Origin of the sequence: Synechococcus sp. W70.1, from assembly GCF_047461515.1 — a bacterium.
Taxonomy (GTDB): Bacteria; Cyanobacteriota; Cyanobacteriia; order Thermostichales; family Thermostichaceae; genus Thermostichus.
Map to the genome: position 1 here is coordinate 21491 of NZ_JANSHH010000003.1, position 14460 is coordinate 35950.

Annotated in this window: 13 protein-coding genes; 6 read left to right on the forward strand and 7 right to left on the reverse strand. The window is 60.7% G+C overall.

What is annotated here, in order from left to right; translation table 11 throughout:
* Positions 1-334: 334 nt before the first annotated feature.
* From NW808_RS00585 to NW808_RS00595, 3 genes are all read right to left on the reverse strand, one after another.
* A complete protein-coding gene (locus tag NW808_RS00585) occupies positions 335-592 on the reverse strand; it encodes a hypothetical protein (RefSeq protein ID WP_414396330.1) in 258 nt (85 codons plus the stop codon).
* Between the two features lie 12 nt (positions 593-604).
* Positions 605-865 carry a hypothetical protein gene (locus NW808_RS00590; protein WP_414396333.1) on the reverse strand — a complete coding sequence of 87 codons (261 nt, stop codon included), beginning with the start codon at positions 863-865 and terminating at the stop codon, positions 605-607.
* A gap of 220 nt (positions 866-1085) precedes the next feature.
* Positions 1086-3497 carry a DEAD/DEAH box helicase gene (locus NW808_RS00595; protein WP_414419936.1) on the reverse strand — a complete coding sequence of 804 codons (2412 nt, stop codon included), beginning with the start codon at positions 3495-3497 and terminating at the stop codon, positions 1086-1088.
* A 159-nt stretch (positions 3498-3656) separates the two neighbouring features.
* Here NW808_RS00595 and NW808_RS00600 point away from each other — a divergent pair, with 159 nt between their 5' ends.
* Together NW808_RS00600 and NW808_RS00605 are read left to right on the forward strand one after the other, a co-directional pair.
* Positions 3657-4292, forward strand: a complete 636-nt coding sequence (locus tag NW808_RS00600) for an anthranilate synthase component II (RefSeq protein ID WP_099813308.1) — start codon at positions 3657-3659, stop codon at positions 4290-4292.
* Positions 4289-5077: an MBL fold metallo-hydrolase gene (locus tag NW808_RS00605; protein WP_414419937.1), complete on the forward strand. Its 789-nt coding sequence runs from the start codon at positions 4289-4291 to the stop codon at positions 5075-5077. Before NW808_RS00600 ends, NW808_RS00605 begins: the two co-directional genes overlap by 4 nt.
* A 46-nt stretch (positions 5078-5123) precedes the next feature.
* On the opposite strand, the gene NW808_RS00610 is transcribed toward NW808_RS00605, so the two are convergent.
* Entirely contained in the window at positions 5124-6101 is a 978-nt protein-coding gene (locus NW808_RS00610) for a deoxyhypusine synthase family protein (protein ID WP_414419938.1), read from the reverse strand.
* A 159-nt stretch (positions 6102-6260) separates the two neighbouring features.
* On the opposite strand from NW808_RS00610, the gene bioB reads away from it, so the two are divergent.
* The 3 genes from bioB (at position 6261) to NW808_RS00625 (ending at position 9790) form a co-directional block, all read left to right on the forward strand.
* Positions 6261-7193, forward strand: coding sequence for a biotin synthase BioB (gene bioB, locus NW808_RS00615; RefSeq protein ID WP_414419939.1), 933 nt, complete (start codon positions 6261-6263; stop codon positions 7191-7193).
* A gap of 266 nt (positions 7194-7459) precedes the next feature.
* Positions 7460-9433, forward strand: a complete 1974-nt coding sequence (locus NW808_RS00620; protein ID WP_414419971.1) for an ATP-binding protein — start codon at positions 7460-7462, stop codon at positions 9431-9433.
* A gap of 69 nt (positions 9434-9502) precedes the next feature.
* Positions 9503-9790 (forward strand): 2TM domain-containing protein, encoded by a 288-nt coding sequence (locus NW808_RS00625; RefSeq protein WP_414419940.1) that lies wholly within the window; start codon positions 9503-9505, stop codon positions 9788-9790.
* Here the strand turns inward: NW808_RS00625 and NW808_RS00630 are convergent.
* From NW808_RS00630 to petG, 3 genes are all read right to left on the reverse strand, one after another.
* A complete protein-coding gene (locus tag NW808_RS00630; protein WP_414411037.1) occupies positions 9783-10811 on the reverse strand; it encodes a hemolysin family protein in 1029 nt (342 codons plus the stop codon). The two genes, NW808_RS00625 and NW808_RS00630, sit on opposite strands and share 8 nt — an antisense overlap.
* An 83-nt stretch (positions 10812-10894) precedes the next feature.
* Positions 10895-12520: a bifunctional pantoate--beta-alanine ligase/(d)CMP kinase gene (locus tag NW808_RS00635; protein ID WP_414419941.1), complete on the reverse strand. Its 1626-nt coding sequence runs from the start codon at positions 12518-12520 to the stop codon at positions 10895-10897.
* 72 nt (positions 12521-12592) lie between these two features.
* Complete coding sequence (petG, locus tag NW808_RS00640) at positions 12593-12706, reverse strand: cytochrome b6-f complex subunit V (RefSeq protein WP_414361271.1); 114 nt, start codon at positions 12704-12706, stop codon at positions 12593-12595.
* Positions 12707-12829: 123 nt separating this feature from the next.
* Between petG and NW808_RS00645 the strand changes: the two genes are divergently transcribed.
* On the forward strand, positions 12830-14239 hold the full coding sequence (locus tag NW808_RS00645; protein WP_414419942.1) for a 2-succinylbenzoate--CoA ligase: 1410 nt from the start codon (positions 12830-12832) through the stop codon (positions 14237-14239).
* The last annotated feature ends 221 nt before the right edge of the window (positions 14240-14460 follow it).

Consider the following 14460-nt stretch of genomic DNA (forward strand, 5'->3'; position numbering starts at 1 on the left):
CTTATTAGGAAGGCTAGCTTGAGACCAAACCGCTCTGAAAGACCTACAAGAGGCTAACAAACACTCCTACTTGTGGGTAGCGCAGCGTCTGTCGGGTTTCTGCTCTCTTCCTGCTAAGGTCTACGGCCCGCTAGCGCCTCTCTCCAGAGGCATGCCGTTGTTAGCCCCTGAATCACAAACTCAAAAATTCTGCTAAGGGGAGCTAGCCCCGCCCCCGATCCTGTTCCCGTATCCCCTTTCCGTTTATTTGCCTAATAGGCGGGTCAAAGCTGTTTCCATGTCGGGGACTGGGAAGCGAACCCAGTCGGGATCCTGAGGCTTTGAGTGTCCACAGCTACCTCCCCTCCCTCAGAATCAACAGCAAAGTACCAGCAATGACCGTAACAGCAGCGCTGGCGATGAGCGTGTTGGCGCGGTTGGCGGTGTCTTTGGCGAACTCGAAGAAGCGCTCATCCCACCGTCGCACCTCATCCCTCAGTTCTTGCCGGGTGGCAGCGAGGTCTGAGCGGATCTCTTGCAGCTCCTTATCAAGCCGCTCCACCGCTGCCAAAACGTCGGCCAGAGTTGGCTGTTGGTTGTTGCTCTCACTCATAGCTGAGTCCACCTACCAAAACTGAGCCAGGCCGGCTTCTATTTGCTTCCAGGGGACAAGGACTAGCCACTCCCCGCTGAAGGGATCCTGCAGCAGCACTACCTCTTCCGGATCTAGCCCCAGCTTGCGGGCTTCCTCCTGCTGCAGCCGCAAACACTCTTCTGCGTCTTCGCGGCTGGCGTGGCGAATGTCGTGGTAGTTGGGCGGCTCAATCTTGCCAGCTACCAGATCCTCTATCCAGCGCTCAAAGTCTTCAACTGAGTCGAAGTGCATATTGGCTACTACGCGCAAGTGGACGGACTTGACTGGGTGGAGGCTAGGCGGCCATCGCGCTCAGCCTGTTTGATACAGGTGCTCATCGGAGGGGAGAGGCTAGCTGGATTCTAGCCTGCCACTGGGAAGAGGCCATTCGCTTAGGCCTTAACCCGGACAGGGTGGTAGTGAAAGTCACTGCCGCGCAAGGGCTTATGATCCCACCCTCGCCAAAGTGCTGCTAGATCAGCTCGCTCACCGGGAAGCGATCCAGCATTTTTTGGGCTTCGCGGGCATTTTCCCGCAGCTCCGCTGGCAAATGAGGAATGTGGGGGATCTGAGAGAGCAAATCCAAGGTGCGGCGAATCAGGCGCACAATATCCCCAGCATCCAGGTTGGTGCTGGCCTCCAGCTTTTCCCAGGGGATCCCTTGGGCCCAGTGTTCCACGATCCCGGCCAGATCGGGCTCAAACCCAATTGGCACATGAAACACCTGGTGTTGACGTTGGCTGCGGAACAGTTGCCGCCGCAGGCCTCGCAAGCCATGCAGCACATCCTCAACTAGCCCAGAAGTCCGCAGCCGGCTGTAGGTACCTGAACGGGGAGGCTCGGCCACCAGAGCAGCCATGACCCCAGCCAAGTGATGGGGGGCACAGCCTAGACATTCGCCAGAGAGCAGAGCTAGACCCAGCCAGAGCTCGTTATCCCCTCGCAGAGCAGCCACCACTTCCCCACTAACTGTTGGCTGATACCCTTGCAGACAGTCGAACTCCTGCAGCACGCCCACCAGGGCCATAAATTGCTGCCAGCGCAACTCCTGCACAGACTCACTCTGGCGCTCCAAGTGCTGGAGGCGCTTGAGCAGGCGCTGGCGCTTTTCCTGTAAACCCAGCAGCCTTTTCCCGACCCTATGGGCAGGGTTGGCGCGGATGCGGGCTTCTAGGGCGCGGATTTTCTCCTCTTGGGCTTGGATGTGGGGAAAGGCCAATAGGCGCAGGGTGGGATCCGGTTCTGCTTCCTGCTGTTTGAGCAGATAGCGCAAAAGGCGCCGCTCTTCCCGCCGTTGCGCCTGCATTTTCTCGTAGCGGGCGATATCTTCGTCGGAAATCCCCTCCAGGAGGCGGTCAATTTCCTCCAGCTCGGCGCGAGTGCGCTGGAGCTCCTGTTGTTCGGGCAACCTTTGCAGCGAGAGCAAATACTGGCCAAAGCTGCGGTTGATGAGATCCCGGGCCGCCTCCAGAGAGTGCTTCTGCAGCAAGTTCAGCACCATGCCATAGGTGGGGGTAAACTGGCTCACCAGGGGATCCGCTCCTGCCGTGGCCAGCCGCGCTGCCTCCTGCGCCCCCTCAAAGGGAGATTGCAAGGTCACCACATGCCCAATCACATCTTTGCCCCGCCGTCCAGCCCGCCCTGACATTTGCATAAACTCAGAGGCAGTTAGAAGGCGATGGCCGTTGTCGGTGCGCTTGGAGAGGGAGGAAATCACCGTCGTGCGGGCGGGCATGTTGATCCCGGCAGCCAGCGTCTCGGTGGCAAAAACTAGCTTCACCAGCCCCTGCTGAAACAGGTGCTCGACCAGGCCCTTCCAGGCGGGCAACAGGCCGGCATGGTGGGCGGCAATGCCCCGGTAGAGGGCATCCAGTTGATCCCGGCGCACTGCCTCTGGCATTTCCTGGCAGAAACGGTCGATCTGCTCGGCCAACTGCCGCCGCTCTTCTTCAGAGCTAATTAAGTCCAAGTTTCCCAAACTGGCCACCGCCAGGTCACAGCCCTTGCGGCTGAAGATGAAATAGATGGCCGGCAGCATATCCCGTCGGCGCAGGTTTTCCACCACCTGGGCCATATCCGGTACTTCTCCGTAGGGAGCCTGGCCTGACTTGGAGGGCTTGCTTCTCAGGCGGCGATTGCAAACCCACTGGCCTGACTCGGTTTGCTCCAGCAGGGGGAACAGCCCTTTGCGATTGGCAAAGTGAAATTGCAGCGGCACTGGGCGATGGCTGGAATCGACAAGTCGCGTGGGGCCATGCACCTGGTTCATCCAGTCGGTGAGCTGGTCGCTGTTGGCCAGGGTGGCCGAGAGGGCAACAAGCTGGATGTGGGCAGGGCAGTAGATAATTGCCTCTTCCCAGACAGTGCCTCGCTGTTGGTCGTTCATGTAGTGGCATTCGTCCAGGATCACCGCCTGCACGTCCCGCAAGGGATCCCGGCTTAGAGCCTCCGCCTCTTCCCACGCATCCCTCTCGCTGCCGTAGGGCCCGCGCTGGACAGCCAGAGAGAGCGGCGTGCCGTAGAGCATATTGCGGAAGATCTCGGTGGTCATCACCAAGATCGGCGCCTCCCGGTTGATGGAGATGTCGCCGGTGAGGAGGCCAACCCGCTCCGGGCCGAATTGCTGGCTGAAATCGCGAAACTTTTGGTTGGAAAGAGCCTTCAGAGGGGTTGTATAGAAAACCCGCTTGCCTTGGGACAAGGCTCGGTGGATGGCATACTCTCCAATCAGGGTCTTGCCGGATCCCGTAGGCGCACAGACCACCACCGATTCCCCCGCGGCCAGAGCTTGAATCGCTTGGATCTGAAACTCATCCAGCTCAAAAGGGAAAAGCCTGCGCAACTCGTCCAGCAAGTCGGTCGCCGGAGAGAGAAGCAAGTTCATGGGATCTGAAAAATCAAAAACAACCTAAAAGCTAGCCACCTTGCTGCTGCTTGTGTGCTATACCCTCCAGGATACAAGCTGGATTTGGGTGTTGGCTCCGGGTTGCGGGCCCTGAAGCCTGGGCAATGCTAAAATGGGGTGCCGTTGCCGGGTGCCATCGTGCTGGTTGTTATCGACAACTACGACAGCTTCACCTACAACCTGGTGCAATACCTGGGGGAGCTAGGCGCAGGGGTACGAGTTTTTCGCAATGACGAGATTTCAGTGGCCCAGCTGCGCCAGATGCGTCCCCAGGCGGTTGTCATTTCTCCAGGGCCAGGACGGCCCGAAGATGCCGGCATCTCGCTGGAGTTGATCCGCGAGCTGGGGCCGGAGCTGCCGATTTTGGGCGTCTGTCTGGGTCACCAGTGCATTGGACAGGTCTACGGCGGTCGGATCGTGCGCGCACCTGAGCTGATGCACGGCAAGACTTCCCTCATCTATCATCGAGGGGTGGGAGTGTTTGAGGGGCTGAGCCAGCCTTTTGTTGCAACCCGCTACCACAGCTTGGTGATTGAGGCTTCCACCTGTCCTGACGAACTAGAGGTGACGGCCCAAACCCAGGACGGCATCATTATGGGGATCCGCCACCGCCGCTATCTTCATGTGCAGGGCGTGCAGTTCCACCCGGAGAGCATTTTGACCGCGGAGGGCAAACGCCTGCTGAGCAACTTCCTGCGCTTGGCCCAGATCCCTACCTCGGGATTGCTCCAGCCGGCGGCTGCCGGGGTTGTGTCAAGGATCCCCACCCGATGAAGCGTCGCCAACTTTTGCAAGCCAGCGCCAGCTTGCTGGGATCCCTTGCCGCAGGGGGTCAATGGGCAAGGGCGCAAACTGATCCTTCTCCAGGGGGATCCCTGGAGTTTACCCCCGGCTCCAGCGCCCAGGGCCTGCAGCTGACCTGGCTGCACCACAGTTGCGTTTTGTTTGAGGGGGAGGGCAAGCGCTTTCTGGTTAACCCCTTTCGGCCAGCCGGTTGTACAGCCGGCTACCCTCCCCCCCGCGTCGCTGCCGATCTGGTGCTCCTCAGCAGCCGCCTTTTGGACGAGGGAGCTTTGGACGTGGTGCCCGGCAACCCCAAAGTGCTGTTTCAGCCAGGCGACTACCTCATCGACGGGATCCGCGTGCAGGGGGTGCGCATGCCACGGGGCCCCCGCTTTGGCCTCAACGTAGGCTGGCGCTGGCGCATGGGCGGGATCGACATTGTCCACCTGGGAGGGGCACTGCAGCCCATTGGCCGGGAGCAGTCCATCTTGCTCTCTCGCCCTGACCTGTTGTTGGTGCCGGTGGGAGGTGGGCCGAAGAATTACGATCCCAAGGCAGCCAAGGCAGCCATCGAAGCACTGCAGCCCAAGTTGGTCATCCCCACCATGTATCGCACCGCCGCCGCCGAGGAGTCCCAATGCGAGCTGTTGCCTCTGGAGGCGTTTTTGCGCCTATTTCCCCCCGCTGCCGCGCAACCTGCCCCCAGCAACCCATTGCTACTTTCGGCTCAAGCCCTGCCCAGGCAAGGGATGGCCATCCTGTACTTTGAGCAGTAAGGCCACGCAGCGCAGGCGATGGGCTGTGAGCGTTGGCCTGGGAGTTTTACCACCCCAACACCCAGGCAAAGATTAAAGGCGCCACGATGGTGGCATCCGACTCGATGACGAACTTGGGTGTGTCGACCCCCAACTTGCCCCAGGTGATCTTCTCGTTGGGCGCCGCCCCCGAGTAGGAGCCGTAGCTGGTGGTAGAGTCGCTGATCTGGCAGAAATAGCCCCACAGGGGGATCCCCTTGCGGCCTAGGTCTTGGTGCAGCATGGGCACTACACAGATGGGAAAATCTCCGGCAATGCCACCGCCAATCTGGAAGAAGCCGACGGAGCACTCCGCTGAGGTGCGTGTGTACCAATCGGCCAGGTGGATCATGTACTCAATGCCTGTGCGGACGGTGTGGACATTGCGGATCTCACCGGTGATGCAGTGGGCAGCGTACATGTTGCCGGTGGTGGAGTCCTCCCAGCCCGGCACGTAGAGGGGCAAGTCAGCCTCCATGGCCGCGTAAACCCAGGAATCCCGGGGATTAATTTGGTAGTAGGGCTCCAGCCTGCCGCTGCGCAGGATGCGGTAGATGAACTCGTGCGGGAAGTAGCGCTCCCCCGCCTGGTCGGCAGCTATCCACTCTTCCAGCAGAGCTTTTTCTAGGCGCCGCATCGCCTCTTCCTCCGGGATGCAGGTATCCGTTACCCGGTTCATGTGCCGCTCCAGCAGCTCCTGCTCCTGCTGCGGGCTGAGATCCCGGTAGTTGGGCACCCGCTCGTAGAAGTCGTGGGCAATGAGGTTAAAGATGTCTTCCTCAAGGTTGGCGCCAGTGCAGGAGATGGCGTGCACCTTGCCCTGCCGAATCATCTCCGCCAGGGAAAGGCCTAGCTCCGCCGTGCTCATGGCACCCGCCAAGGTCACCATCATCTTGCCGCCTTTTTCCAAGTGGGCAGAGTAGCCCTTGGCCGCTTCTACCAGGGCGGCGGCGTTGAAGTGGCGAAAGTGATGCTCGATAAATTGGCTGACAGGGCCGTTGGTCACTGCTTCCCCCGTTATTATGTGTTATTATGTGTCTATTGTGTCTATGGTTGAGTTCCTGAGCGCGGCAGGATCCGCCGTCGCAAAGCAGGATCACCAATTCTAGCAAGCCCAGAAGGGCTAGCAAACTTTTGGGGATTTTTTCCCCCTTCCGGCGTGGACATGGCCATTGCTCTAGAGGACGTCCGCCAAATCTACCATCGGCCTCTCCTGCAGTTAGTGTACGAGGCGCAAGCGGTACACCGGCAGCACCACCCGCCCGACCGGGTGCAACTGTGTGCCCTTGTCAACATCAAATCGGGCCGCTGTCCGGAAGACTGCGCCTATTGCCCCCAAAGCGCCCGCTACTCGACGGGCATCGAGACCTATCCCTTGATTGCGCTGGATACGCTGCGTCAGCACGCCATTGCCGCCCAAAAGGCAGGCGCCACTCGGCTGTGCATGGGGGCTGCCTGGCGGTCAGCCCCGCAAGGGGAGGCGTTTGAGCGCGTGCTGGAGATGGTGCGCGTGGTGCGCGAGCTGGGGATGGAGGCCTGTGCCACTCTGGGAATGCTGTCGGCGGCTCAGGCCCAGCAGCTGGCGGCGGCGGGGCTGACGGCCTACAACCATAACCTGGACACCTCGCCGGAGTTCTACTCCCGCATCATCACGACGCGCACCTACCGGGAGCGGCTGGAGACTTTGGCCCATGTGGCGGCAGCCGGCTTGCAGATCTGCTGTGGCGGCATTGTCGGCCTTGGAGAAACCGACGAAGACCGCATCGGCCTGCTGCACGTGCTGGCCAACCTGACGCCGCCGCCCACCTCAGTGCCCATCAACGCTCTGGTGCCGGTGCCCGGCACGCCCTTAGGCCAGCTTCCCCCTCCCGATCCGCTGCTGCTGGTGCGCACCATCGCCACTGCTCGCCTGCTGCTGCCCACGGCCCAGATCCGGCTCTCGGCAGGGCGGAGAAATCTTTCCGAGAGCGAGCAAGCCCTGTGCTTCTTGGCAGGTGCCAACTCCATTTTTACCGGCGACAAATTGCTGACCACGCCCAACCCAGGGTCGGCTGCCGATGCAGCTTTGCTGCAAAAGCTGGGCCTGCGACCGCTCTAGGGGCAAATGTCTTGGCGCTTCTGCAATGCCGTTGCAGGTTTCGGCTGGGCGGGCTGTGCTCTTCTGCTGGGTGACGATTCTTGACAGAGGAGGTCACTATCTCCTAACCCTGTCGGCAGCCATGTCAGAATGATGGCGACAGTGTTTCCAAGGTTGCTAGCGTTGGGTTGATGCCTCCTGTCAGCACCGTCGAGCCAGCTGAGCCAATTGTTGAAGCCCAATCTCCAGAAGCGACTGCTCCGTCTCCAGAGCCATTGCCTGGGGCTGTGGATCCCTCGCAGTCGAAGCCAGCCGGGTCTTCGATGGGATCCCTGCAGCGCTGGTGGGCGCGCTGGAAATACAAGCTGCGCCTGGAGACCCAGTTGCTCTTTGTGGCCACGCTGGTGGTCTCGCTGGTGGTGAGCAGCTTCACCTTCTGGGCCGTCAGCACCGTGCAGCAAGATGCCCGCTTTAACGAGGCCCGCTTTGGCCGGGATCTAGGGTTGCTATTGGCAGCCAATGTTGCTCCCCTCATTGCTGAAGAGCGCCTTGGTGAAGTGGCCCAACTGTCGCGGCAATACTTTGAGAGCACCAGCAGCATCCGCTATTTGCTCTACGCCGACCCCGAGGGGAACATCTACTACGGGATCCCGTTTTCCAACCAGGAGGTGAAAACCTCTCTCAGCCTTACCCGTCGCATGCAACTGCCGGGCAACCGTCCGCCTGCTGAGGGCCAGCCCCTGGTGCGCGCCCACCTCACCCCTGCCGGGCGGGTGACGGACATTTTTGTTGGCATCTACCATCAGGGCCGCTTTTTGGGCACCCTGGCCCTGGGCATCAACCCCAACCCTGCCCTGGTGCGCTCTACGCAACTGGCGCGCGAGGTCTCGATTGGGGTGTTTTTGGCGGTGTGGGTTCTGGCCATCCTGGGAGCCGTGGTCAACGCTCTCACCATCACCTACCCCATCAAGGAGCTGGTCAAAGGCGTCCAGGAAATCACCAAGGGTAACTTCAAACAGCGCATCGACCTGCCCTTTGGGGGGGAGCTGGCCCAACTCATCGACAGCTTTAACAAGATGGCAGAGCGGCTGCAGAGCTACGAGGAGCAGAACATTGAGGAACTGGCTGCTGCCAAGGCTAAGCTGGAGACGCTGGTGTTTTCCATCGTCGATGCGGCCATCTTGCTGGATGCCGAGTTTCGGGTCCTGCTGCTCAACCCAGCTGCCTCGCGCATGTTTGGCTGGGAAGGCGAGCCTGTCCTGGGCAAACCCTTGCTGGAGCTCTTGCCCGAGGATCTGCGGCAGCAACTGGCCCGCCCGCTCACGCAAATTGCCCGCGGGGATCAAGAGGCAGAGGAAATTCGCGTCAACCTCACCAGCCCTACCAAGCGGGTTATCCGCATCCTGCTTTCGCCAGTGTCCGACCCGCGGCGGCAAAACCTCAAGGGGATTGTCATCACCGTGCAGGATATTACCCGCGAGGCAGAGCTCAACGAGGCCAAAGCCCAGTTCATCAGCAACATCAGCCACGAACTGCGCACTCCTCTATTTAGCATCAAGTCGTTCATCGAGACCCTCTACGAGTATGGCGAGCAAATGTCGCCGCAGGAGCGGCTGGACTACCTGGAAATTGCCAACCGCGAAACAGATCGCCTCACTCGTTTGGTCAATGACGTATTGGATTTGTCGCGCCTAGAGTCGGGCAAGCAGTATCACTTTGAGGCTGTTGACATCTCCGCCGTTATCGAGCAAACCCTGCGCACCCATCACCTGCAAGCCCGCGACAAGGGGATCCTGCTGCGCCAGTTTCTCGATCCGGATCTGCCGCCGGTGTGGGGCAACTACGATCTCCTCTTGCAGGTCATGACCAACCTCTTGAGCAATGCCATCAAGTTCACCCCCTCCGGAGGCACAGTGACGGTGCATGCCCACCTGGTGGTTCGGCCGGATGGAGCCCCACAGGCAGTGCGGGTGGCGGTGGCCGACACTGGCATTGGCATCGCCCCGGAGGATCAGGAGCGGATTTTCGAGCGCTTTTTCCGAGTGGAGAACCGGGTACATACCCTGGAGGGCACTGGCCTGGGCCTAGCCATCGTGCGCAACATCCTGGAGAAGCACCGAACCCGCATCTGCCTAGAAAGCAAGCTGGAACAGGGCTCCACCTTTTGGTTTGACCTGCACCTGTACACTGAGGAGGGCCCCTTGGAGTTTGAGGACCAGCCAGCCGAGACGGATCCCCCCAGTTGCCGCTGGCGGCAGTGACCTTGAGGAGCAAAAGGCTGGGGTTGGGATGTTCTACGCTGGAGAAAGTTTTAACTAGACGGTTTTGCCATGCCGCCGCGCTGGCCCCGCAAACCCTCCCGTCGGGATCCCGAGTTTCGCAAGCTGGATGACCGCTACACCTACGCAACTCATCTGGCTGTTTTTCTCTGCAGCGCCTCGGGGCTGGTGTTTTTCCAACAGCTGTATCGGGCCGATTGGCCGTGGCTGCTACCTCTACTAGGCTGGTGGGGCCTAGGCTTGGGGATCCACAGCTTTTGGATCTTTTTTGTGGCCCGCTACCCCAACGACCCAAGCTTTCGGGATCCCGCCAACGAAGACTCTGCAAAAGTTAGCTAGAGGCGGAGCGCTGCCGTTGTTGCCGCCGCAAAAGCAGGGGAGAGAGGTCGCTCTCGTCGTAGATCTCCCCCACCAGCTCCTCCAAGATGTCCTCCAGCGTGATGAGGCCACTGGTGCCGCCAAATTCATCTACCACAATCCCCAGGTGTTGGCGGGAGCGCAGCATCTCTTTAAGCAGTAGGCTGACGCGCTTGGTCTCGGGGACAAAAAAGGGCGGCGACATCGCCTTGGTTACCTCGACATTGCCTTCTTGCTCCAGGTGGCGCAGGGCCTGCTTGAGGTGGATGACGCCCACAATCTCGTCTTTGGATTCCCCTTGGACGGGGATGCGGGAGTAGCCTGTCTCCAGGCAGAGTTTCACCACATCCTGCAGCGTTTTATCGTGGGAGATGGTTTCCATTTTTACTCTAGGCTTGGCCACATCCCGGGCCCGCAGCCCATCTAAAGCTAGGGCACCGCGGAACAGGCGCCGCTTCTGCCAGTCCAGCAGCCCCCGCTGCCCCAACACATCAATCAACAGTTCCAAATCCTTGAGAGAAGTAGTGGACGTCAAGGGAGAAAGCTCCAGGAGATGAAAAAGTCTGCCAACAAGCCACTCAAAGGCATGGGTCAAGGGGCGCAGCAGCACCGCTAGGGCATAGACAGGCCGCACCACCCAGCGGAAAACTGCCAGCGGATGGCTGACCGCCAAGGACTTGGGAGCCACTTCGCCTATCAAGAGCACCAGGATCGTGGTGGGCAGGGTGGCAACCAAGCCCCCTAGCGGGGATCCCAGCAGCTCAATGGAGATGGTTGTAGCCAGGGCAGCAATGCCAATGTTGACAAAGTTGTTCACCAGCAGCAAGCTCGTGATGAGCTGTGACCGCTGCTGTTGAACCAGCCGGTAGAACCCCTGCGGATCCCCCTTGTCCTCGATTAGGGACTCCAGGCGCAGGTTGTCCATGGCGGTAATGGCTGTCTCCGCACCGGAGCAAAACGCTGAGACAAGGAGTAAAACGGCAAGGAGAAGCAGACTACCCATAGCGTTCCCGACTACCCAGAGCCGGAGAGAAGGCGTTTGCGTTGGGGAGGCACTTCCCTTATCCCGCTACCTCACTTCGCGGCTTAGCCTTTTGCATCAGGCTGATCTGAGCCGGCCTTCTCCAAAAGCTGCCGGTACAACGTCACAATTTTGTTCTCCACCTCGGCCTGGCTTAGGTGATCCGTATCGATCACAATGGCATCGGGAGCAGGCCGCAAGGGCGCAATCTGACGCTCACTGTCGTAGCGATCCCGCTGCTCGAGCTGGGCTTTTAGTTCTTCCAAGGACACTACCTGCCCTTGCGCCTGCAGCTGATGTTGCCGACGCTGCGCCCGCTCTCCCAGCGAGGCCGTTAAGAAGACTTTTAGCTCAGCATCGGGAAAGACATGGGTACCAATATCGCGTCCTTCCAGAACGGCCCCTCCATCTCGACCTAGGAGGCGCTGCTGCTTCACCAACTCCTGTCGCACTCCTGGCACTGCCGCCACTTGGGAAACCCAGCGGGTTACTTCAGGAGAGCGAATGGCCTGGGTAATTTCTTGGCCATTGGCCCAGATGCGGGTTGGTTCGTCAGGCGAGGGGCCGCTTTGCAGCCTCAGTTGAGTTTGGGCAGCCAGTTGGGTGAGCTGCTCGGCGTCGTCCAACGGGATCCCCCGTTGCAGGGCTAGCCAGGTAATAGCCCGATACATGGCCCCTGTGTCCAAGTACAGCAGCTGCAGCTGAGCGGCCACCGCTCGGGCTACACTGGACTTACCCGCTCCTGCAGGGCCGTCGATGGCAATCAGGGGACGGCGCCCTCTCTTTGGAGAAGGCAGCAGGGCCCCCTCTTCCTTTTGAGGCAGCAAATCGCTTTTCTCCCTTGCCAAAAGTAAGTTGTCGATGAGGCGCGTTTGCCCGACGTAGGCTGCAATAGCTAGGAGCCCCTTGTCTTTTACTTCCGAGAGGGGTTGGAGGGTTTGCGGATCCACCAGCTCTAGGTATTGCAGGCGCAGCTCAGGGGTGTGCTCCAGCTCGGCACGCGCCGCCGCCAGGATCCCTTCAGCAGAGGAATCTCCGGCCTGCCAGTGCTCATAGCCCCGGCGCAAAGCGCGGTAGAGGCCCGCTGCCACCTGCCGTTCCTCTGCCGAGAGGTAGCGGTTGCGGGAACTGTAGGCCAGGCCGTCCGCCTCTCGAACGGTGGGGCAGGGGACAATGGTGGTGGGAATCTTCAGGTCTTGAACCAGCCGCTGGATGATGGCCAGTTGCTGGGCATCCTTTTGGCCAAAGTAAGCCCGCTGGGGCTGGACCAGGTTTAGCAGTTGTACCACAATGGTGGCTACCCCGCGGAAGTGACCTGGCCGGTGGGGAGCGCAGAGGGTTTGCAAGAGGGAGGGCGGGGGATCGACCCAAGTGCGATCTCTAGCAGATGCCGGGTCCGCTCCCATTTCTTGCAGGTCGGGGGCAAAAACCACATCCACGCCTGCGGCTTCACACAGAGCTCGATCTCCCTCCTCATCGCGGGGGTAGCGCTCCCAGTCTTCGTTGGGGCCAAATTGCAGCGGGTTGACGAAAATACTGACCACCGTGTGGTCACACTCCTGGCGGCAGCGGCGAATCAAGCTGAGATGCCCCTCGTGCAGGGATCCCATCGTTGGCACCAAGCCAATGGTGGATCCCCGCCACTTGGCCACTTGCTCCCGCAATGCCGCCACCGTGCGCAGCCACTGCATGGCTTTGCCGCCTCACCCCCTTGGCCAGTTTCCTGGCTGCAGGCCAGGGCCAGTTGGCTGGACTGCCTGCCTTTACAGACCCATCTTATTGCTGCGCTGATACTGCCGGTAGGCCGACACAAACAAGCCTGCTAGGGTAACCAGAACCATCCCCAAGACGATCCCCAGCAAAATGGGCTCGATCACAAACCCCACCTCCTACTCCAAACCTAGATCATGATAAGCCATGCTCCAAAAACTGCCGAGTTGGCTTGTAGGTACCCGCTGGCCTTTGACTGCCGTGGCGTGTAGGCTGAGGATCCCCTTGCCATGATGGCCTCTAACTCTTCTTGCTCTCCCAGCTTGAAGGAGCGCCTGTCTAACCTGGAAGGACACCTACGTCCTTTGGCAGAAAAGGCTGTGCCTCTGCTGGTGGCAGACTCGGATCCGCTGCAGGTGTGGGCTTTGGTTTTGGCCTGCCAGCGCTTGGGGATCCCCCTCTTCTTGGCCAATCCCCGCTGGGGAGAACGGGAGTGGAGCCAGGCTTTGGCTGGCCTGGGATCCGCTTGGCGCTGGCGGCAAGGGCAGTTGCAGGGGGATCCCACCTCCTCCACCTCCCCTCTGGGGCACTGGCAGCGGATCTTGCCCAGCGCCGACTGGCCAGTGATTGGGATCCCTACTGGTGGCTCCAGCGGCCAGGTGAGATGGGCGGTGCACTCCTGGCGTACCCTCAGCGCCTCCGCCAGAGCCCACCAACAGCACTTCGGCGTGGAGTGTGTCCATAGCTATTGTATGCTGCCCTTGTACCACGTCAGCGGCCTCATGCAGGCCGTTCGCTCCTGGCTGAGCAACGGGCAGTGGATTGTCTGGGATTGGAAACGCCAGCAGCAAGCTGAGGCCTGGGATCCGCCTTTGCCGGGTAGCTTCCTGTCCCTGGTGCCCACCCAGTTGCAGCGGCTGCTACTGGATGCCCGGCCGAGAGTGCTGGAAAGCCTGCGCCAATTCCAGGCCATTTTGGTTGGCGGCGGCCCTATCTGGCCCAGCTTGCGACAACAGGCCCGGCAGTTGTACCTGCCCCTGGCCCTCACCTACGGCATGACCGAAACCGCCTCCCAGGTATGTACGCTGCTGCCGCAAGCCTTCTTACAAGGGAGCGACAGCTTGGGTCGACCCCTACCCCATGCCCGCCTGGAGATCCGGGGCGAAGCCGGGGATCCCCTACCCGTCCAGACAGTGGGCTCTATCCACGTCTGGGCCGAATCCCTGGCCCTAGGCTACTACCCCTTGGCGGGGGAGGCTGAGGGCCTGGGCAAGTGGCAACAGCAGGGTTTTGCCCCTGGGGATTGGGGCTACCTCGACTCCCAAGGTCACCTCCACTGGCTGGGCCGCGCCGACGACCTAATCCTAACGGGAGGGGAAAAAGTGATGGCGGCTGAGGTGGAAGGGGAAATCCGCGCCAGCGGCTGGGTGGAAGATGTCTGTGTGCTGGGCCTGCCTGACCAGGAGTGGGGGCAGCAGCTGGTGGCCGTGGCTGTGCCCAAGGTTGGGATCCCTCTGACCGCCGACGAGCTGGAGAAACACCTGAAGCGGCACCTCACGCAACAACTAAGCCCCTTCAAACACCCCAAGCGGTGGCTATGGTGTAGCGGGATCCCGCGCAACGCCCAAGGCAAGGTCAACCGCCAGCAGCTCCGGCAGTGGGCAGCCCAGCAGTTGGGAGTTGCAGCGCTAGGCAGCTAGCCAGATCCCCCCTGGACACTCAGAAGGCTCAGAGCTTGCCGGACTTCAAAGGCCAGCTCCTGGTTATTCCTGCCGTTGGCGGCCTGCCGAAGCGTTGATAGGCCAGAGCTAGGGGGTGGATGAGAGATCCTAACTTCCCAAAACTGAGCGGGGGATTGTCATCGGGCGTCGTAGTGCCGCCTCGGGATCCACCTCCCGCAACACCAGAGTGAATGGGAACC